The sequence below is a fragment of the Streptomyces sp. NPDC085596 genome (assembly GCF_044541565.1).
Lineage (GTDB): Bacteria > Actinomycetota > Actinomycetes > Streptomycetales > Streptomycetaceae > Streptomyces.
The window spans coordinates 234406-253264 of the sequence record NZ_JBITTC010000006.1 but is presented as its reverse complement, the minus strand read 5'-3'; the positions used below and the strand labels follow the sequence as shown (position 1 = coordinate 253264).

Annotated in this window: 17 protein-coding genes; 3 read left to right on the top strand and 14 right to left on the bottom strand. The window is 71.8% G+C overall.

What is annotated here, in order from left to right:
* Positions 1 to 84 precede the first annotated feature (84 nt).
* From cobT to ACIGA3_RS19895, 7 genes are all read right to left on the bottom strand, one after another.
* Positions 85 to 3438: a nicotinate-nucleotide--dimethylbenzimidazole phosphoribosyltransferase gene (cobT, locus tag ACIGA3_RS19925; protein ID WP_399717208.1), complete on the bottom strand. Its 3354-nt coding sequence runs from the start codon at positions 3436 to 3438 to the stop codon at positions 85 to 87.
* A gap of 384 nt (positions 3439 to 3822) precedes the next feature.
* Positions 3823 to 5040, bottom strand: coding sequence for a precorrin-6y C5,15-methyltransferase (decarboxylating) subunit CbiE (cbiE, locus tag ACIGA3_RS19920; protein WP_399717206.1), 1218 nt, complete (start codon positions 5038 to 5040; stop codon positions 3823 to 3825).
* Between the two features lie 97 nt (positions 5041 to 5137).
* Positions 5138 to 5776 carry a GNAT family N-acetyltransferase gene (locus ACIGA3_RS19915; RefSeq protein WP_399717204.1) on the bottom strand — a complete coding sequence of 213 codons (639 nt, stop codon included), beginning with the start codon at positions 5774 to 5776 and terminating at the stop codon, positions 5138 to 5140.
* Between the two features lie 148 nt (positions 5777 to 5924).
* Positions 5925 to 6755 carry a MetQ/NlpA family ABC transporter substrate-binding protein gene (locus tag ACIGA3_RS19910; RefSeq protein ID WP_399717201.1) on the bottom strand — a complete coding sequence of 277 codons (831 nt, stop codon included), beginning with the start codon at positions 6753 to 6755 and terminating at the stop codon, positions 5925 to 5927.
* A gap of 44 nt (positions 6756 to 6799) precedes the next feature.
* Positions 6800 to 7630, bottom strand: a complete 831-nt coding sequence (locus ACIGA3_RS19905; RefSeq protein WP_399717198.1) for a MetQ/NlpA family ABC transporter substrate-binding protein — start codon at positions 7628 to 7630, stop codon at positions 6800 to 6802.
* A 78-nt stretch (positions 7631 to 7708) separates the two neighbouring features.
* On the bottom strand, positions 7709 to 8443 hold the full coding sequence (locus ACIGA3_RS19900) for a methionine ABC transporter permease (protein ID WP_399717196.1): 735 nt from the start codon (positions 8441 to 8443) through the stop codon (positions 7709 to 7711).
* Positions 8440 to 9498 carry a methionine ABC transporter ATP-binding protein gene (locus tag ACIGA3_RS19895; RefSeq protein WP_399717195.1) on the bottom strand — a complete coding sequence of 353 codons (1059 nt, stop codon included), beginning with the start codon at positions 9496 to 9498 and terminating at the stop codon, positions 8440 to 8442. The genes ACIGA3_RS19900 and ACIGA3_RS19895 overlap by 4 nt, the downstream gene beginning before the upstream one ends.
* A gap of 570 nt (positions 9499 to 10068) precedes the next feature.
* Between ACIGA3_RS19895 and ACIGA3_RS19890 the strand changes: the two genes are divergently transcribed.
* On the top strand, positions 10069 to 10428 hold the full coding sequence (locus ACIGA3_RS19890; protein WP_399717192.1) for a hypothetical protein: 360 nt from the start codon (positions 10069 to 10071) through the stop codon (positions 10426 to 10428).
* 1 nt (position 10429) lies between these two features.
* On the top strand, positions 10430 to 10849 hold the full coding sequence (locus ACIGA3_RS19885; protein WP_399717190.1) for a hypothetical protein: 420 nt from the start codon (positions 10430 to 10432) through the stop codon (positions 10847 to 10849).
* A 24-nt stretch (positions 10850 to 10873) separates the two neighbouring features.
* Here the strand turns inward: ACIGA3_RS19885 and ACIGA3_RS19880 are convergent, their stop codons facing one another.
* The 3 genes from ACIGA3_RS19880 to ACIGA3_RS19870 all read right to left on the bottom strand — a co-directional run bounded on the left by ACIGA3_RS19880 (position 10874) and on the right by ACIGA3_RS19870 (position 13213).
* Positions 10874 to 11371, bottom strand: a complete 498-nt coding sequence (locus tag ACIGA3_RS19880) for a GNAT family N-acetyltransferase (RefSeq protein WP_399717618.1) — start codon at positions 11369 to 11371, stop codon at positions 10874 to 10876.
* Between the two features lie 44 nt (positions 11372 to 11415).
* Positions 11416 to 11922 carry a sigma-70 family RNA polymerase sigma factor gene (locus ACIGA3_RS19875; RefSeq protein ID WP_399717188.1) on the bottom strand — a complete coding sequence of 169 codons (507 nt, stop codon included), beginning with the start codon at positions 11920 to 11922 and terminating at the stop codon, positions 11416 to 11418.
* Positions 11923 to 12037: 115 nt separating this feature from the next.
* Entirely contained in the window at positions 12038 to 13213 is a 1176-nt protein-coding gene (locus ACIGA3_RS19870) for a glycerophosphodiester phosphodiesterase (protein WP_399717185.1), read from the bottom strand.
* Between the two features lie 327 nt (positions 13214 to 13540).
* On the opposite strand from ACIGA3_RS19870, the gene ACIGA3_RS19865 reads away from it, so the two are divergent.
* Positions 13541 to 14170 (top strand): lysophospholipid acyltransferase family protein, encoded by a 630-nt coding sequence (locus ACIGA3_RS19865; RefSeq protein WP_373310086.1) that lies wholly within the window; start codon positions 13541 to 13543, stop codon positions 14168 to 14170.
* 61 nt (positions 14171 to 14231) lie between these two features.
* Here ACIGA3_RS19865 and ACIGA3_RS19860 read toward each other — a convergent pair whose 3' ends face one another.
* The 4 genes from ACIGA3_RS19860 to argH form a co-directional block, all read right to left on the bottom strand.
* Positions 14232 to 15752, bottom strand: a complete 1521-nt coding sequence (locus ACIGA3_RS19860) for an MFS transporter (RefSeq protein WP_399717182.1) — start codon at positions 15750 to 15752, stop codon at positions 14232 to 14234.
* Positions 15749 to 16300 carry a TetR/AcrR family transcriptional regulator gene (locus ACIGA3_RS19855; RefSeq protein ID WP_399717179.1) on the bottom strand — a complete coding sequence of 184 codons (552 nt, stop codon included), beginning with the start codon at positions 16298 to 16300 and terminating at the stop codon, positions 15749 to 15751. Before ACIGA3_RS19855 ends, ACIGA3_RS19860 begins: the two co-directional genes overlap by 4 nt.
* 79 nt (positions 16301 to 16379) lie before the next feature.
* Positions 16380 to 17351 carry an aldo/keto reductase gene (locus ACIGA3_RS19850; protein WP_399717176.1) on the bottom strand — a complete coding sequence of 324 codons (972 nt, stop codon included), beginning with the start codon at positions 17349 to 17351 and terminating at the stop codon, positions 16380 to 16382.
* Between the two features lie 57 nt (positions 17352 to 17408).
* Positions 17409 to 18839, bottom strand: a complete 1431-nt coding sequence (argH, locus tag ACIGA3_RS19845; protein ID WP_399717173.1) for an argininosuccinate lyase — start codon at positions 18837 to 18839, stop codon at positions 17409 to 17411.
* Between the last annotated feature and the right edge of the window lie 20 nt (positions 18840 to 18859).

Sequence of the window (18859 nt, the reverse complement as noted above, 5' to 3'; positions counted from 1 at the left end):
GTGCGGATCTTAATGTCTGGGCCCGCCTGAGGGCACGGGTGGTCCGGCTGGTGAACTCCGGGCCGGACCACCCGTGGCCGTCGGCTACTTCTCGGTGACGCCCGCCGAGTCGAACGTCGCCACCTCGTGCATCGCGCGGGCCGTGCTCTGCACCAGCGGCAGCGCCAGCAGCGCGCCGGTGCCCTCGCCCAGGCGCAGGTCGAGGTCGACCAGCGGGCGTAGGCCCAGCTTGTTGAGCGCGGCCACATGGCCGGGCTCGGCGCTGCGGTGACCGGCGATGCAGGCCGCCAGCACCTCGGGGGCGATGGCGCGGGCGACGAGCGCGGCGGCACCGGCACTCACCCCGTCCAGGATCACCGGTGTACGCAGCGAGGCGCCACCCAGCAGCAGACCGACCATGGCCGCGTGCTCGAAGCCGCCGAGGGCCGCGAGGACACCGATCGGGTCGGCCGGGTCCGGCTGGTGGAGTTCCAGCGCGCGGCGCACGACGTCGGTCTTGCGGGCCAGGGTCTCGTCGTTGATGCCGGTGCCCCGGCCGGTGACCTCGGCCGGGTCGGCGCCGGTGAAGACGGAGATCAGCGCGGCGGAGGAGGTGGTGTTGCCGATGCCCATCTCGCCGGTGAGCAGCGCCTTGTTCCCGGCGGCGACCAGGTCGCGGGCGGTCTCGATGCCGACCTCGATGGCGGCTCTGGCCTCCTCGCGGGTCATCGCGGGCCCGGTGGTCATGTCGGAGGTGCCGCCGCGGATCTTGCGGGGCAGCAGACCCGGGGTGGCGGGCAGGTCGGCGACGACGCCGACGTCCACGACGCACACCTCGGCGCCGACCTGGTTGGCGAAGGCGTTGCACACCGCGCCGCCGCCCAGGAAGTTGGCGACCATCTGGCCGGTGACCTCCTGCGGCCACGGGGTGACGCCCTGGGCGTGCACTCCGTGGTCACCGGCGAACACGGCCACGGCCGCGGGCTCCGGGATGGGCGGCGGGCACTGCCGGGACAGGCCGGAGAGCTGCGCGGAGATGATCTCCAGCATGCCCAGCGCGCCGGCCGGCTTGGTCATGCGCTTCTGGCGCTCCCACGCCTCGCCGAGCGCCTTGGCGTCGAGCGGGCGGATCTGCGCGACGGTCTCGGCAAGCAGGTCGTGGGGTTCCTCTCCGGGCAGGGCGCGGCGGCCGTACGTCTCCTCGTGCACCACCCAGGACAGCGGGCGGCGCTTGGACCAGCCGGCCTGCATCAGCTCGGGCTCGTCCGGGAACTCGTCGACGTACCCGACGCACAGGTAGGCGACGACCTCCAGGTGCTCGGGCAGGCCGAGCGCGCGGACCATCTCGCGCTCGTCGAAGAAGCTGACCCAGCCGACCCCGAGGCCCTCGGCGCGCGCGGCGAGCCAGAGGTTCTCCACCGCGAGCGCGGAGGAGTACGGGGCCATCTGCGGCTGGGTGTGCCGGCCGAGGGTGTGGCGGCCGCCGCGGGTGGGGTCGGCGGTGACGACGATGTTCACCGGGGTGTCGAGGATGGCCTCGATCTTCATTTCCTTGAACTGCTTGGCCCGGCCCTTGGGCAGCGACTTGGCGTACGCCTCGCGCTGGCTCATGGCGAGGTCGTGCATCGCGCGCCGGGTGTCGGCGGAGCGGATGACGACGAAGTCCCAGGGCTGCGAGTGACCCACGGAGGGGGCGGTGTGGGCCGCCTCCAGGACGCGCAGCAGCACGTCGTGCGGGATCGGGTCGCCGCGGAAGCCGTTGCGGATGTCGCGGCGCTCGCGGATCACCTTCAGCACGGCTTCGCGCTCGGCGTCGTTGTACGCGGGCGCGGCCGGGCCCAGGGGCAGGGCCGGCTCCGCCTCGGCGGGCACGGGCTCCTCGGCCTGGTCGGCGTCGGTCGTGACCAGGTCCTCGGCGTGCTGGACGAAGTCCGGCTCGGACTCGTCGGCCGCGCGGGGCGTGGGCACGGCGGCCACGGGGCCCTGGGGGGCGAAGGCGTCCAGGTCGGGAAGGATCAGGGGCTGCGGCGGGGTGGGGGCCAGGTGCGGGGTGGTCGGCACCTGGCCGTCGACGGCCACGAACTGCCCGAGCGGCTGCGCCGGGTGCGGCGCCGGCGGAAGGCCGGAGGGCAGCGGCTCCGCGGGGGCGGGGGCCTCTTCGGGGGCCTGGAGCTGGGGGCGCGCGGGTGCTTCGTGGGCGGCGGGTGCCTCGGCGGGGGCCGGGGGTACGGGCTGCTCGGGGGCCTCGAAGACCGGAGGCTGCGGGGCGGCCACGGGGATGACCTCGGGCTCGGCGGGGATCTCGGGCTCGGGGAGCGGGAACTCGTCGGCGGGCAGCGGGGCTTCCGCCTCGGGAGCCTCGGCGATCGCCACGGCCTCCGGTACGGCTTCCTCCACGGCCTCCTCGACCGGGACGGCCGGGATCACGGGGACCTCGGGCTCGGGAGCCGCGACGGGCTCGACGGCCTGCGGAGCCTCCTCGACAGGAGCCACCACGTCCTCAGGAGCCTGCGGAGCCTCCTCCTCGGCCTCTGGGACGACAGCCTCCGGGACGACAGCTTCCGGGACGACAGTCTCGGGGACGACGAGAAGCTCGGGCGCCACCTCGACGGCCTCGGCAGAGACTTCCGCCTCGACGACCTCGACGAGAGCCTCCTCGATGGCGGCCTCGGCCTCGTGGCCCGGAGCGGCCTCGGGCACGGCCTCCACGGCCGGCTCGGGCACCTCCGCCTCCGGCACCTCGGCCACGAGGGGGGTCTCCGGCGCCTCCTCCACGGCGGCCTCGGCCTGCGCGGTCAGCCGGTCGACGGCGGCCTGCGCGGCCTCCGCCGGCTCGACGGGCGCGCCCTCCGCGTCGGGCAGAACCGCGTCCGGGAGAACCGTCTCCGGGACAACCACGTCCGGGACAACCGTTTCGGCCACCGGTGCCACCGCCTCCGCCGGGGCGGTGCCCCAGGGCGCGGCTGCCTGCGGGGCCGGGTCGGGCAGCGCCTGCACATCGAGGTACTCGGGGCCGGCCATGGGCCTGAGCGGCACTCCGGCGGGGCCGCGGTCGGCGAGGGAGCGGACCGGGCTCGCGGAGGCGTCCGGGATGGGCGGGCCGAGGTGCAGCGGACGGCGCGGCGGCTGAACGGCCGTCGGCGCCTCGTGCGCGGCCGACGGCATGGAGCCGGGTCCCTGCTCGGGCAGCCGTACGCCGGTGAGGTCGACGGAGCCGGTGTCCCGGCCTGCCGTCTCGTGGGCGCCGGGCTGGTGGACGGCCTCGACGATCGGTTCCGGGGCGGGCGGCGGCATTTCGTTGCCCCACGCGCCCTGAGCGCCCGGCAGCAGCAGGTCCTCGTCCTCGGCGGGCGCCTCGGCGAGGTAGGTGTACGCGCCGTGCCCGAGGGCGCCCGGCTGCTCCACCATGCCTGCGCTCTCCGGCTGTCCCTCGGCCGGGACCTGGCCGGTGTCGGTCATGCGTACCCCTCGCCCATCGGTTTAGTGCTCCTACGACCAGCTCACCCGGAACGGCGCACCGACCGCCCGTAGTGAGAACGAGCGTCCGTGCGCATCGGCACGAACGACCCGCCAGAAATGGCGACAAAGCCATTCGGTGGCATTCTCGCGGCCGTTGTGCCGTCGTGACAGCGAGATCACGCGACAGCCCGTTGTGGACTGCGCCACGTTGCGCGTCCTCCGGTTTTGCCGTACCTCACCCACCGCCCCAAACCGGGCGAGCTTTCCGGACATTGACGAACGAACTTCCGGACCGCGGGTGCGGTACAACGATCGGCCAGCCTACCGCGCGCGGTACGACAACCGGATCACGGGGCGAATCGGGCGGGGAGGTACGGCGGTGGTTCAGCGCGGGGTCTCGCGCGGCGGCAGGTCGCCGGTGAGCAGGAAGACGACGCTCCGCTCGTTCTCCGTCCAGGACTTGGTGTCGAGTCCGACGGCCTGGAGGAGGGCGCACTCGACCCGGTAGCCGTGCTCGGTGAGGTCCCGGCCGATGAGTTCGGCGGCGTCGCGGGTGGCCGCGTGGGCGACGATGCGCTGCGGGCGCCGGTCGGCCACGGCCGAGACGACGGCCGCTCCCCCGCCGCCGACGCGTACGACATCCGGCTCCGGCAGGTTCTCCAGGATGTGCGGCGCCTCGCCGCGCACGATCTGGAGCTGGACCCCGAACTGCCGGGCGGCGGCGTCGGTGCGGGCGCAGGACTCGGGGTCCTGGTCGACGGCGAGGACGGCGGCACCGGCGCGGGCGGCCTCGACGGCGAAGGCGCCGGAGCCGCAGCCGATGTCCCAGACCAGGTCACCGGTGCGCGGGCCGAGCCGGGCGAGCTGGGCGGCGCGGAGCAGTTCGTTCTCGCCCTCGCCGAGGACGCCGCCGTACACCTCGTCGGGCTGGGTCCAGCCGCGCGGGCCGGTGCCGGGGTCGCGGCCGGCGATCCAGCCGCCGCCCTCGACGACGGCCGCGGGGCCGCCGATGACGATGACGACGTTGGGGTCGCGCCAGGTGTGGTCGGGGGCGTTGTCGGAGGTGAGGACGCTGACGCGTTCGTTCTCGGTGCCGAGTTCCTCGCAGACGACGAAGGTGCGGTGCACCTCGTCGAGGAGCAGGCCGAGCTCGGCGGGTCCGGCACCGGGTGCGGTGAGAACGGCAACCTTGGTGTGGGCACGGCATACGTTCACGGCGCGGCGCAGCGTGCGGGGGTGTGCGACGACCACATGGGCGTCGTCCCAGGGCATGCCCGCGCGGGCGAAGGCGGCGGCCACGGAGGAGACGCCGGGCACGACCTCGACCTCCAGGCCGAACTCCGGTGCGCGCAGGGCGCGGACGACGCCGAAGAAGCCGGGGTCGCCGTCGGCGAGCACGACGGCGGTGCCGCGGTGGGCGGCGATCCGGCGGGCGGCCAGGGCGACGCTGCCGAGGCGGACGCGTTCGGCGGCGGCCGGGATCTCGGGCAGCGCCAGATGGTGGGGGGCGCCCGCGACGAGCGTGGCGGCGCCGAGGGCGCCGCGTGCCGCGTCGGTCAGCGGCGAGCCATCCCAGCCGATCACCGTGACCCGGTCGGCCATCGTCGTCAGTCTCCAGGTCTTCGTCGTCAGAGGTGGCCCGGATACGGGCTTCGTGAGGTTACCTGGTGGTGGGGCGGAGCGGGGCGGCGGGGCGGGGTCAGTTCCACTGGGCGTAGGAGCCGAAGCCGCGGCTGTCGGCGAGCTGTTCGTCGCTGCCTTCGAGGTCCTCGGGCAGCAGGCTCCAGATGATGAAGTCGGTGCGCATGTCGGTCCAGGTGCCGTCCTCGGTGCGCACATGGACTATGCAGGCGTTGCGCAGCACGCCCTCGCTGATGCAGCCGATCTTCTGGGCGACCTGCTGGGAGGCGGTGTTGTCGGCGGCGGTGCGCAGCTCGATGCGCTCGAACCGCTGGTCGCCGAAGAGCCACTTGGCGGTGGCGAGCGCGGCCTCGGAGGCGTAGCCCTCGCCGCGTGCCCAGGGGGCGATGATGTACGACAGCTCGGTGGACCGGATGCGCCAGTTGGTCCTGCCGAGCTGGACGATGCCGACGAGGCGCTGGGTGAGGAACTCGGTGACGGCGAGGTCGATCCCGCGTCCGGCGGTGCGTTCGGTGGGCGCGTACTGGGTGATCCAGCGCCGGGCGCCGTCCTCGGTGAAGGGCTGGGGGACGTCGGTCCAGGCGGCGACCTGTTCGTCGTTCATCATCTCGGCCAGGGCGGGCAGGTCGTCCTCGTCGAGGGGACGCAGCACCAACCGCTCCGTCGAGATGGAGATGTTGGGGAAGGTGCTAGTCATGCGCCGCTCCGTAACCTTCGAGGTTTCTTGAGGGTCCGTCAGGACCTGCTGAACTGCCCAGCATGCAGCATGACAGCACCGGAACGCACGCACGGGCCCGCCCCCTGCCGCCCCTTGCGGGAGGAGGAGGCGGGCCCGTGCGCGAAGGTCAGTTGCCGCTGACGGGCAGGACCGACCCCTTGTACTTGTCCTCGATGAACTTCTTCACCTCGGGCGAGGTCAGCAGCTTCGCCAGCTTCTTCACCCGCGGGTCGTTCTCGTTGCCCTTCTTCACCGCGAGAAGGTTGGCGTACGGGTTGTTCTTCGCGGACTCCAGATAGACGGCGTCCTTGGTGGGGCTGAGGCCCGCGTCCTGGGCGAAGTTGTTGTTGATGACGGCGGCGTCCATGTCGTCCAGCGAGCGGGGCAGCTGGGCGGCCTCCATCTCCTGGAACTTCAGGTGCCGGGGGTTGCCGGTGACGTCGGCCGGGGAGGCGTCGGCGCCCGCGCCGGGCTTCAGCTCGATGACGCCGGCGGCGGCGAGGAGCTTCAGCGCACGGGCCTCGTTGGTGAGGTCGTTGGGCACACCGACGGTGGCGCCGTCACGGAGCTTGGTGACGTCCTTGGCCTTGTGGGAGTAGACGCCCATGGGCGGCAGGTACGCCTTCACCACCGACACCAGTTCCGTGCCCTTGGACTTGTTGAAGTCGTCCAGGAACGGCTGGTTCTGGTAGAGGTTCGCGTCGAGCGTGCCCTCCTGGAGCGCGGTGTTCGGCAGGACGTAGTCCGTGAACTCCTTGATCTCCAGCTTGAGTCCGGCCTTGGCGGCGAGCTTGTCGTCGATGTGGTGGAGGACTTCACCGGCGGGGACGGGGGTGACGCCGACGACGAGCGGGCCGTCGTCACCTCCCTTGCCGGCGGCCGAGCCTGAGCCGCAGCCGGTCAGGCCGAGCGAGAGGGCCGCGGCGGTGGCCGCCGCGAGCCATACGGTCTTGCGCATGTGTCGATCCCCTAAGCGGGTCGGGGTCTGGCTGCCGGGAGCGGTCAGAACGAGGGGATGACGGAGCCCTGGTACTTGTCCTCGATGAACTTCTTCACCTCGGGCGAGGTGAGCAGCTTGGCGAGCTTCTTGACCCGGGGGTCGTTCTCGTCGCCCTTCTTCACCGCGAGGAAGTTGCCGTAGGGGCTGTTCTTCGCGGACTCCAGGGCGATGGCGTCCTTGGCGGGCTTGAGGCCGGAGGATATGGCGTAGTTGCCGTTGACGACCGCCGCGTCCACGTCGTCCAGGGAGCGCGGGGTCTGGGCCGCCTCGACCTCCTTGAACTTCAGGTTCTTGGGGTTCTTGGTGATGTCGGCGGGGGTGGCCTCGTTGCCGACGCCGTCCTTGAGGGTGATCAGCTTGTTGGCGGCCAGCAGCTTGAGGGCGCGGGCCTCGTTGACGGCGTCGTTGGGGACGGCGACGGTCGCACCGCTCTTGAGGTCGTCGGCCTTCTTGACCTTGTGGGAGTAGAGGCCGAGCGGTTCCAGATGGACCGTGACGACTGGCACGATGTGGGTGCCGCGCTTCTTGTTGAAGTCGTCGAGGTACGGCTGGTTCTGGAAGTAGTTGGCTCCGACCGAGCCGTCCTCGGTGGCCGTGTTCGGCGTGATGTAGTCGGTGAACTCCTTGACCTGGAGGTCGAGTCCGGCCTTCTTCGCCAGGTTCTTGCTGACGAAGTTCAGGATCTCGGCGTGCGGGGTCGGGCTCGCGGCGACGATCAGCGGTCCGCTGGTGTCGGTGGAGCCGGAGTCCTTTCCGGAGCCGCATGCGGAGAGCCCGAGGGTGAGGGCTCCGGCGGCGAGGACGGCGGTGGTGAGCTTGGCGGCGTTACGCACGAAAAGTGCCTTTCCTTAAAGAGGTGGTGCGACCCCGGGCTTGGGTGGCCGGGGAGTCCTGAAGGGGGACGGGCGCGCTCAGGCGACCTTGCCGATGTCGGCGGCGGCCGGCTCCTTGGCCTTGAGCAGGCGCAGCTTCGGCACCGGTCCGGAGCCGCCGCGCCCGTGCAGGGAGCGGGCGGCGAAGTCGCCGGCGAACTGGATGAGGGAGATGACGACGGCGAGGATGCCGACGGTGAGCCACATCAGTCCGGTCTCGAAGCGCTGGTAGCCGTAGCGGACGGCGAGGTCGCCGAGGCCACCGCCGCCGACGGTGCCGGCCATGGCCGAGTAGCCGATGAGCGCGATGATCGTGGTGGTGGTGCTGGCGATCAGCGAGGGCAGCGCCTCGGGGACGAGGACCTTGCGGACGATGGTCCAGCTGCTGCCGCCCATGGACTGCACGGCCTCGACGAGTCCGCCGTCCACCTCACGGACGGCCGTCTCGACCAGCCGGGCGAAGAACGGGATGCCGCCGATGGCGAGCGGCACGATCGCGGCGGTGGTGCCGATGGTGGTGCCGGTCACCCAGCGGGTGAAGCTCATCAGGGCGACCATCAGGATGATGAACGGCATGGAGCGGCCGACGTTCACGACCTGGCCGATCACCTTGTTGGCGACGACGTTCTGGAGCAGACCGCCCCGTTCGGTGAGGACGAGGAGGATGCCCAGCGGCAGGCCGAGGGCGATGGCGATCAGGGTGGACCAGAGCACCATCGAGAACGTCTCGGAACACGCCTGCGACAGCAGCGGCTGTATCTCGGACCAGGTCACTTCGCACCTTCCTTCACCAGAGCGGGCTCCTGGCCCTCACCGTCGGCACTGTCGCGGCCGACCACGTCGATCTGGAGGCCCTGCTCGCGCAGGAAGCCGACCGGCACCACGTTGTCCTCGTAGCGGCCGGGCAGTTCGATGCGCATCCGGCCGATCTGGAGGCCGCCGACGGTGTCGATGGCCGCGCCGAGGATGGAGATCTCGATGTTGTAGGTGCGCGCCAGCTGGGAGACGACCGGCTGGGTGGCGGCCTCGCCGTGGAAGGTGATGTCGAGGACGGTGCGGTCGTCGCCGGTGGCCTCGCCGCCGACGGGGAACAGGGCGGAGGCCAGCTGGGAGCCGGGGGTGGCCAGCAGTTCGCTGACGGTGCCGGATTCCACGATGCGTCCCTTCTCCATGAGCGCGGCGGAGTCGCAGATCGACTTCACCACGTCCATCTCGTGGGTGATCAGCAGGACGGTCAGGCCCAGCTGCTGGTTCAGGTCGCGCAGCAACTGGAGGATGGAGCGGGTGGTCTCCGGGTCGAGGGCGCTGGTGGCCTCGTCGGAGAGCAGCACCTTCGGGTCGCCGGCCAGCGCGCGGGCGATGCCGACGCGCTGCTTCTGGCCGCCGGAGAGCTGGGCCGGGTAGGACTTCGCCTTGTCGGCGAGACCGACGAGGTCGAGGAGTTCCAGCGCCTTGCGGGAGCGCTCCTTGCCGGACTTGCCGAGGATCTCCAGCGGCAGCTCGATGTTGTCCTGCACGCTCCGGGAGGACAGCAGGTTGAAGTGCTGGAAGACCATGCCGATGTGGCTGCGGGCCCGGCGCAGTTCCTTTCCGGCGCGCGGTCCGCGGCCGGCGAGGGCGGTGAGGTCCTGTCCGGCGACGCTCACGGTGCCGGCGGTGGGGCGCTCCAGCAGGTTGACGCAGCGGATCAGGGAGGACTTGCCGGCGCCGGACTGGCCGATGACGCCGTAGACCTCTCCTTCGCGGACGTGGAGGTCGACGCCGTCGAGGGCGGTGACCTCACGGCCGCGCGAGCGGTAGACCTTGGTCAGGCCCGAGGTGGTGATCACAGGGGTTTCCGTCACTGTCGAGTGCCGGGCGCGGGTGTGCCAGGCACAGGTGCATGGGATTGCATTTCAGGGACGCGGCACGGTTCTCGCGGTGGCGAGGAAACCGGGGAGAACAGCGTGTGCGCGAACGGCACGGGTCCGGTACGCCGGTGTTCCGGAGCCGGGCCGGGCCATGGCTCTCGCTTCGGGGCGCGAGGCTCTCGGGTGGTGCGGGGGCCCTCTAGAAGGCGCGCATTCGGCACGTCATGCGACACATACAACGAGCACCGGGCGTATTGGTCGCCTCGGTCGCAAGGGTGCGGCTGCTCGTCGTGGTCATGCGGTCAGTAAACCAGACCGGCCGCGCGGACCGGAGAGCCCTGTCCGCATGCTGGACAGACGTGGATGGTACCGGTGAGACACAGGGGGCGGGCCGATCGCCGGTCGCCCGCGTCACCAAGGGGCAGGAGCCCATCGCGGCCGGGCGGGGACCCGCGCTTCGGCAGGGTCCGCTGTGGCCAACGCCACGATGGCCGTCCGGGCGCCGGGGGCGGCGGCGGGCGTCCGTTTCGGCCGTAATAAGGTCTCGGCATGCTCAATGCCCTGACGCTGGCGACCGGGATCGCCGCGCTGCTGCTGGCCGCCTGGTGCGGCTGGGCCGCACACCGGGACCAGCCGACCAAGGACTGGCACTTCATCGGCATGGCCGTGGTGTCCCTGCTTGCCGTGGTTCAGCTGGTCGTCGGGATCGTGCTGCTGGCGCGGGGCGAGAAGCCGGACCAGGGCACGACGATCTTCCTGGCGTATCTGCTGGGCGCGCTGGCCTGCGTCCCGGCGGCGGGCTTCATGTCGCTGGCCGAGCGCACGCGCTGGGGTTCGGTGACGGTCGCGGCGGGCGGCGTGGTGCTGGCCGTTCTCGAAGTACGGCTCTTTGACATCTGGGGAGGCTGACATGACGGCGCTGGAGGAGAAGCCGGCCCGGCTGATCAGCGGGCCGGGCATGCTGCTGGTCTGGTTCTACGGCGTGATGGTGGTCGGCGCCGTCTCGCGCTCGGTCTACCAGATCGCCACGGAGTTCGACCGGGCACCGCTCGCGTACTCGCTGTCGGCGCTCGCGGGCGTGGTCTACGGGTTCATCACGTACACCCTGGTCCGGGGCGGCGAGACGGCCCGTCGGGCGGCGGTGGTGTGCTGCGCCGCCGAGCTGGCGGGCGTGCTGATCGTGGGCACCTGGACCCTGGTGGAACCGTCCGCGTTCCCGGACGCCACCGTGTGGTCGGACTACGGGATGGGGTACGTCTTCATCCCGGTGCTGCTGCCGGTGACCGCGCTGTACTGGCTGCGCGAGGCGCGACGGCGGCAGGCGGCCTGAGGCCGCCCGCCCCGCCCCGGCGGCTCAGGCGGTGGTCGCGTAGGCCGCCGCCGGTTTCTCCAGCACGATCATCTCGACGCCGTCGGCGCCCAGCGAGCGGCCCACGGCCCGGTAGCCCAGCTTGCGGCACAGCCGCAGGCCGCCCTCGCTGCGGTGGCCGGTGCGCAGCCGGTACGTGGTGGCGCCGCGCTGCTCGGCGAGGGCCTTCTCGGCCGCGCCGAGGAGGCGGGCGCCGATGCCGTGGCCCTGGAGGCGGGGGTGGACGCAGAGCGTGCCGATGGCCGCCGCGCCGTCCTCGGTGAGCCTGCCGCGCACCGAGCCGACCACTTCGTCACCGAGCCGGGCGACGAAGACGCAGTCGGCGGCGACCTCCTCGCGGACCTGGTCCAGGCTCTGCACGAGCGGGTCGATGCGGTAGTTGCCGTAGCGCGCTGCCTCGCTCTGGAAGCAGAGGTACTGGAGCCGGAAGATCTGCTCCGCGTCCGGCTCGGTCGCCGCCGAGATGGTCACGCTCATGCCCATGTGCGCATGCCTCCCGCTCACCTGATCACTGTTGTCCCCCACCTCTATCCCCGTGCTTCGGGACTGGCAACCTCCGCCGCGAGCATTCGTCGGAGACATCCCAGACATCTGGAGCGTTCCGGTCCGAGACTGCCCTGTGAGATGCCCAACTCCCCCGCGATCTCGCGGTAGGTGAGGTCGCGCGGGGAGAGCAGGGCCGCCATGATCCGGGGGCAGCGGCCGGGCAGTCTGCGCACCGCCTCGCGCACCACCCGGTGCCGGGCTTCGCTCAGGGCGAGCTGTTCGGGGCCGTGCCGGGTGTCGTCGGCGGGTTCGCCGTCGTAGGGGCGTTCGACGCCGTGGGCGTGGCGGCTGAGCCGGCCCTCGTCGCGGACGGCGTCGCGGAGCCAGCCGGACGGGTCCGGCGGCGGCCCCTGGGTCTCCAGCCGTTCCAGCAGCCGGAGCCAGACGGCCTGTTCCAGATCGCCGGGTTCGCTCCCGGAGGCATATGCCTCGGCGGACGCCTCCGCGGTCAGGAGCGGGCGCAGCTCGGTCAGCAGGTCGTGGGTCATATGCGTCGAGACGCGCCGTCCCGGCGTCGGGTTTCCGGGACGGCGCGCTGTCACCCTCATCGGGGTGTGCGGGGCCTCGGTGTTGACGCCCCGCCCGGTTCCGGTGCGGGGGCCCTCAGTGGCCGAGGAAGTCGGCGCGGGCCAGCACGCCGGTGTCGGCGTTGTCGGTGAAGACGCCGTCGATCCCGGTGGCGAAGTACGTCCGGTACGCGCCGAAGACGTCGCCGTAGCCGTCGGGGGCGCTGCCCTTGCGGAACTCGGCCGGGAGGAAGGGGTTCTCGTTGCGCATGGTGTACGGGTGCAGGATCAGCCCGACCTTGTGGGCGTCGGAGACCAGCCGGGTGGGCTCGCCCAGGGTGCCGTCGGACTTCTTCGGGATGACCAGGTCCAGGGTGGGGCCGATGCCCTGGGCGTAACCCGCGATCTCGCGCAGGCCCCTTGGGGTGACGAGGTCGGCCACCGTGCGGGGGTCGCCGGTGGCGACGAAGTCGTAGGGGCGGCTGGTGGCCGCGTCGAGCAGGACGACGAGCGGGTTGTCGACGATCCGGTTGAGCCGCTCGATGCTGGTCGGCTCGAAGGACTGGAGGATGACCGGCGCGTTCCGGCTGTCCTTGCCGTACTTGCGCAGCAGCTTGGCCACCCGCTCCTCCAGGCCCAGGCCGAGGCGGCGGAAGTAGGTGGGGTGCTTCAGCTCGGGGTAGATCCACACCTGGCGGCCGCGCTCGCGGGTGCGGGCGTCCTGCCACTTCAGGACCTCTTCAAAGGTCGGGATCTCCCACCGGCCGTTGTAGAGGGTGTTGTGCGGGCGGTTGGCCGGGATGCGCTCGACGGCGCGCAGTGTCTTCAGCTCGGCGAGCGTGAAGTCCTCGGTGAACCAGCCGGTGACGGAGACCCCGTCGAGGACCTTGGTGGTCCTGCGGCCGGCGAACTCGGGGTGCGAGGCGACGTCCGTGGTGCCGCCGATCTCGGGCTCGTGGCGGCAGACGAGATGCCCGTCCTTGGTGGGCACCAGGTCGCCCGCCTCCACGATGTCGGCGCCGAGTTCGAGCGCGAGGTCGTAGGAGCCGAAGGTGTGCTCGGGGCGGTAGCCGCTGGCACCCCGGTGGCCGATGATCGTCGGCACCGGCAGGCTCTTCAGGCCGCGTCCGCCGGACCCGGCCGTCCGGGTGCCGGCCGCGTGGGCGGCCGAGGGCAGTCCGAGGACCGCCCCGCCCGCACCGAGCACCGCCGCACCGAGGACCGCGCGCCGTCCGGTCGCGCGCGAGGGCTGGTTGGTCCGGTCGCTTTCCATACGCGTCTCCCGCTGTCGTTACGCAGGTCTTTTCGGGTCTGACCTGGCTGTGGTTCTTGGGTGCGCGCCGATCGTAGGGGCGTGGACATGACGAAGGGGAGACCTCGGCGGGAACACGCGGGTGACGCCTGATGTCCCGCCGGGTTTTTCAGCGGCAGGTGAGCCCATGTCAACAACACGTAAGACCTCGGTGAATCGCGCGGCTCGATGTGCGCTTTTCCCATAGCCGCGAGTAATGTCCTCACCTGCACAGACTCATATCGCCCGCTCGGCCTGGAGGACCCGTTGTCCCGCTTCGCGCTCATCAAGGCAGTGCTCGCGCCGGCCATGCGCCTGATGTTCCGCCCCCAGGTGGAGGGCCTTGAGCGCATTCCCGGCGAGGGCCCGGTGATCCTGGCGGGCAACCACCTCACGTTCATCGACTCGATCGTGCTCCCGGTGGTCTCCAAGCGGCAGGTCCAGTTCATCGGCAAGGACGAGTACGTCACCGGCAAGGGGATCAAGGGCCGGGCGATGGCCTGGTTCTTCACCGGCGTCGGCATGATCCCGGTGGACCGGGACGGGGCGAACGGCGGCGTGGCGGCCCTGATGACCGGCCGCCGTGTGCTGGAGGAGGGCAAGGTCTTCGGGATCTACCCCGAGGGCACCCGCTCCCCCGACGGACGGCTGTACCGGGGGCGTACGGGCATCGCGCGGCTGACCCTGATGACCGGGGCGCCGGTGGTGCCGTTCGCCATGATCGGCACGGACAAGCTTCAGCCTGGGGGGAAGGGGTTTCCCCGGCCGGGCAAGGTCACTGTGCGGTTCGGTGAGCCTATGGAATTTTCGCGGTACGAGGGCATGGACCGGGACCGGTATGTGCTCCGTGCGGTGACCGACTCTGTGATGGCTGAGGTCATGCGGTTGTCGGGGCAGGAGTATGTGGACATGTACGCCACCAAGGCTAAGGCTGCCTGAGGTCGTTTTTCGGGCGCGGGGGCGTTGGGGCCGGTCGCGCGGTTCCCCGCGCCCCTGAAGGCTAAAAGCCCTTGTCGAGCCGTTGGCCTCGCAGCAGGAACCATGCTGCTGCTGACGTTGCCAGCAGGACCGCCGCTCCCGCCCCCGACGCCAGGTGCAGGCCGTGCACGAAGGACTCTCTGGCCGCGTCCAGCAATGCCTGGGACGTCGGGGCGGGCATCCCCGCTGACGCCTCCACTGCCGCGCCCAAAGACTCGTGGGCCGCTTCCGGGGTGCCCGCCGGAGCCGTGAAGTCGCGGTAGGCGGCCGTCACGATCGAGCCCAATAGGGCGATTCCCAGGGCCGCGCCGAGTTCGTAGGCCGTCTCGGAGACCGCTGAGGCGGCGCCCGCGCGGTTGCGGTCCACGCTGGAGAGGATCACGTCGGAGGTGACGGTGAAGGAGAAGCCCGCGCCGACGCCGACGATCAGCAGGGCGGCGCCGAGCAGCGGATAGCCGGTGGACCGGTCGAGCGTGGTGAGGACCGCGAGGGCCACGCCGATCGCGGCGAGGCCGCCGGAGACCACCGCACGCACCGAGAAGCGGCGCGCCGCGCGGCCCGCGACCAGCCCGGCCACCACCGCGCCCACGGCGGCGGGCAGTTCGGCGAGGCCCGCCTCGAACGGGCGCCTGCCCTGGACCAGTTGCAGGAACTGGGACAGGAAGAACACCAGCCCCGACATCCCGAGGACCGTGAGCAGATCCGCGAGCACCGCCCCGCTGAAGCCCCGGTGCCGGAACAGCCGCATGTCCAGCAGCGGGGTGGGCAGGGTGAGCTGGCGGCGGACGAAGCCGTACAGCGCGGCCGCGCCCAGCAGGCCCGTGGCCAGGGTGAGGGGGCTGAAGCCGTGGGTGGCGGCCTCCTTGACCGCGTAGACCAGGGCGAGCATGCCGACCAGGGACAGCAGCACGCTCGTCAGGTCCCAGGGGCCGGGGTTCGGGTCGCGGGACTCGGGCAGGGTGCGGATGCCGACCAGGACCAGGACCGCCATCACCGGCAGGTTGATCAGGAACACCGAGCCCCACCAGAAGTGCTCCAGCAGGAAGCCGCCCACGATCGGGCCGACAGCCGTGCCGGCGGAGGCGGTGGCGCCCCAGATGCCGATGGCGAGGCTGCGCTCGCGCGGGTCGTGGAAGAGGTTGCGGATCAGGGCGAGGGTCGCGGGCATCAGGGTGGCACCCGCGACGCCGAGCAGGGCCCGCGCCAGGATCATCAGGCCGGGGGTGGTGGCGTAGGCGTTCAGGACCGAGATCGCGCCGAACGCGGCCGCGCCGCACAGCAGGACGCGCTTGCGGCCGACGCGGTCGCCGAGACTGCCCATCGAGACGAGGAGCCCGGCGATGACGAAGGAGTAGACGTCGCCGATCCAGAGCAGCTGGGTGCCGGAGGGGTGCAGGTCCTCGCTGATGTAGGGCGTGGCGAGGCCGAGGACGGTGGCGTCGACGGCGACGAGCAGTACGGCGAGGACGAGCACCGCGAGCGCGAGCCAGCGGCCGGGACGCCGCTCGGTCTCGGTCCGTAGGGGGCGCAGGGTGCTGGTCATGACTCCGTCCGGCGCAGCGCGCCGCCGAGCAGCAGTTCGGCGACCATCGTGGAGAAGTCACGGGAGGCCACGCGGCCGTCCAGCGCGGCCCAGGCGCACGAGGTGATCAGCCCGTAGAAGGCTTCGGTGAGCCAGCCGGGGGTGAGGTCGATACGGAGGTCGCCGTCGCACTGGCCGCGCTGGAAGAGGGCGCTGATCCGGGTGTCCAGGCCCAGCCAGCCGGTGTTCTGTCCTTCGCCCTCCCAGAGCTGGTTCTCGCCGTAGAGGAAGGCGAGCAGTCCGGCGGCGGGCTCGATCTCGCGGACCAGCCGGCGGACGGCGTCGGCGGCGGGGCCCTCGTCCAGCCGGGCGCGGTCGAGCGCCGCCTCGCACTCCGCGATGCCGAGCGCCTCCAGCGCGCGGACCAGCGTGTCGCGTCCGGCGAAGTGGCGGTGGAGGGTGGCGCGGCTGATCCCGGCGGCCCGGGCGACCTCGTCCATGGTCGCGGTGGACTTGCGGGTCAGCAGGGCGGCGGCGGAGCGCAGGACGTGGTCACGGTCGAGAGCCATGAGACAAGAGTACCTCGCATGAGACATGAGTGTCTCATTGCGGGCATGCGTGCCTCATCGGGGCCGGCCGGGGCGGGTCTCAGTGCCAGGGCAGCTCGCCGCGCCGCTTCCAGTACGCGCGCGGGTCCTCCGCGAGGGCGTCGAGGCGGGCCCGCTGGTCGTCGGTGAGGTCGACGGCGGCGGCGTGGAGGTTGGAGCCGAGCTGGGGGACGGTCGCGGCGCCGGACAGGACGACACCGGCCCAGGGACGGCGGAGGATCAGCGCGAGGGCCACGGCGTCGCAGCCGAGGCCGGTCTCCTCGGCGATGTCCTTGAGGGCCTGGGGCGCGTGCTCCGGGGCGAGCCGTCCGTTGGCCATGCCCTCCTTGACGATCACCGTCAGCCCGGCGTCGTGCGCCTCCGCCAGCGCGGGCCCGGCCGAGGTCTCCAGCGCGTTGTACGTGGACTGCACGGTGCCGAAGAGCGGGGCGCCGTCGACGGTGATCTCCAGCGCGGCCCGGATGGTGTCTGCCTGGGCGGGGCCGCTGGTGGAGAAGCCGATGGTGAGGCCGCCCGCGGCCGCTTCTGCGAGGCGGGCGTGCAGCTCGCGGTCGGTGAGCGCGGGGCTGTCGGGGGTGAGGGAGTGGATCTGGTAGAGGTCGAGCCGGTCCCCGAGGAGGGCGTCGGTCTCGGCGCGCTGCCGCTCGTACGTGGCGAGGGTGTGGTCCTTGACCTCGTGCCGGTCGGCCTCCGTGGACCAGTCGGCGGTGTAGGTGTAGCCCCACTTGCTGCCGACCACCACGTCGTCGGTCTCCAGGCGGGCGTTCAGCCAGTCCGCGAGGAACTCCTCGCTGCGGCCGTAGGAGCGGGCGGCGTCGAAATAGCGCACGCCCTGGGCGTAGGCGGCGTCGAGGAGTTCATGGGTACGGGCGCGCAGCGCGTCGGCGCTGCGGTCCTCCCCGAGGTCGCGGTCCCGGCCCAGGTTGATGTAGCCGGGGCGGCCGACGGCGGCAAGCCCCAGGCCGAGGTGGCTGGTCGGGGTGGTCGCGGAGGAGAGGCGGTCGAAGGGCATCGCGGGCTCCGTTCGGTCGGCTGATCAGCCCCCAAGCTAACCCGCGATGCCCTTCGTTCAGTTCTTCTTGGCGTCGGCCCAGGCATGCTGTTGCGCGAGGTCGGACTTGACCTCCGCCAGTTGCACCGCCACCGCGCTCGGCGCCGTACCGCCCCGCCCGTTCCGCGAGGCCAGCGCGCCCTGGACGTTCAGGACCGTGCGGACCTCCGGGGTGAGGTGGGCGGAGATCTTGGCGAACTGTTCGTCCGTGAGGTCGTCCAGCTCCTTGCCGTCCGCCTCCGCGACCTTGACGCACTCCCCCGCGACCTCGTGCGCGACGCGGAACGGCACGCCCTGCCGGACCAGCCACTCGGCGATGTCGGTGGCGAGCGAGAACCCGGCCGGGGCCAGCTCCTCCATGCGCTCGCGGTTGACGGTGAGGGTGGCGATCATGCCGGTGAAGGCGGGGAGCAGCACCTCCAGCTGGTCGCAGGAGTCGAAGACGGGCTCCTTGTCCTCCTGGAGGTCGCGGTTGTAGGCGAGCGGCAGCGCCTTCAGGGTGGCCAGCAGGCCCGTGAGGTTGCCGATGAGGCGGCCGGACTTGCCGCGCGCCAGCTCCGCGATGTCCGGGTTCTTCTTCTGCGGCATGATCGAGGAGCCGGTGGAGAACGCGTCGTGCAGGGTGACGAAGGAGAACTCCTTCGTGTTCCAGATGATGATCTCCTCCGCGATCCGCGAGAGGTCGATGCCGATCATCGCCGTGATGAACGCGAACTCCGCGACGAAGTCCCGCGAGGCCGTGCCGTCGATGGAGTTGCCGACGCTGCCGCGCTCGAAGCCGAGGTCGCGGGCGACTGCCTCGGGGTCCAGGCCGAGGGAGGAGCCGGCGAGCGCGCCGGAGCCGTACGGCGAGACGGCGGTGCGCTCGTCCCACTGGCGCAGCCGCTCGGCGTCCCGCGCGAGGGACTGGACGTGGGCCAGCACATGGTGGGCGAAGAGCACCGGCTGGGCGTGCTGGAGGTGGGTGCGGCCGGGCATGGCCACGTCCGGGTGGGCCTCCGCGAGGCCGACCAGGGCGTCCTGGAGTTCCGCGATCAGGCCGCCGATGATCCGGGCGTGGTCGCGCAGGTACATCCGGAAGAGCGTGGCGACCTGGTCGTTCCGCGAGCGTCCGGCGCGCAGCTTGCCGCCGAGGTCGGGGCCGAGCCGCTCCAGCAGGCCGCGCTCCAGGGCGGTGTGGACGTCCTCGTCAGCGATGGTGCCCACGAAGTCGCCCGAGGCCACGTCGGCTTCGAGCCGGTCGAGCCCGCCGAGCATGCGGGTCAGCTCGTCCTGGTCGAGCAGGCCCGCGGTGTGCAGCACGCGCGCGTGGGCGCGGGACCCGGCGATGTCGTAGGGGGCGAGCCGCCAGTCGAAGTGGACGGACGCGGACAGCTTCGCCAGGGCCTCGGCGGGGCCGTCGGCGAAACGCCCGCCCCAGAGCCGTACGTCACCGCTGTTGCTGCTCACTGCGTTGCTCCTCGGGTGTG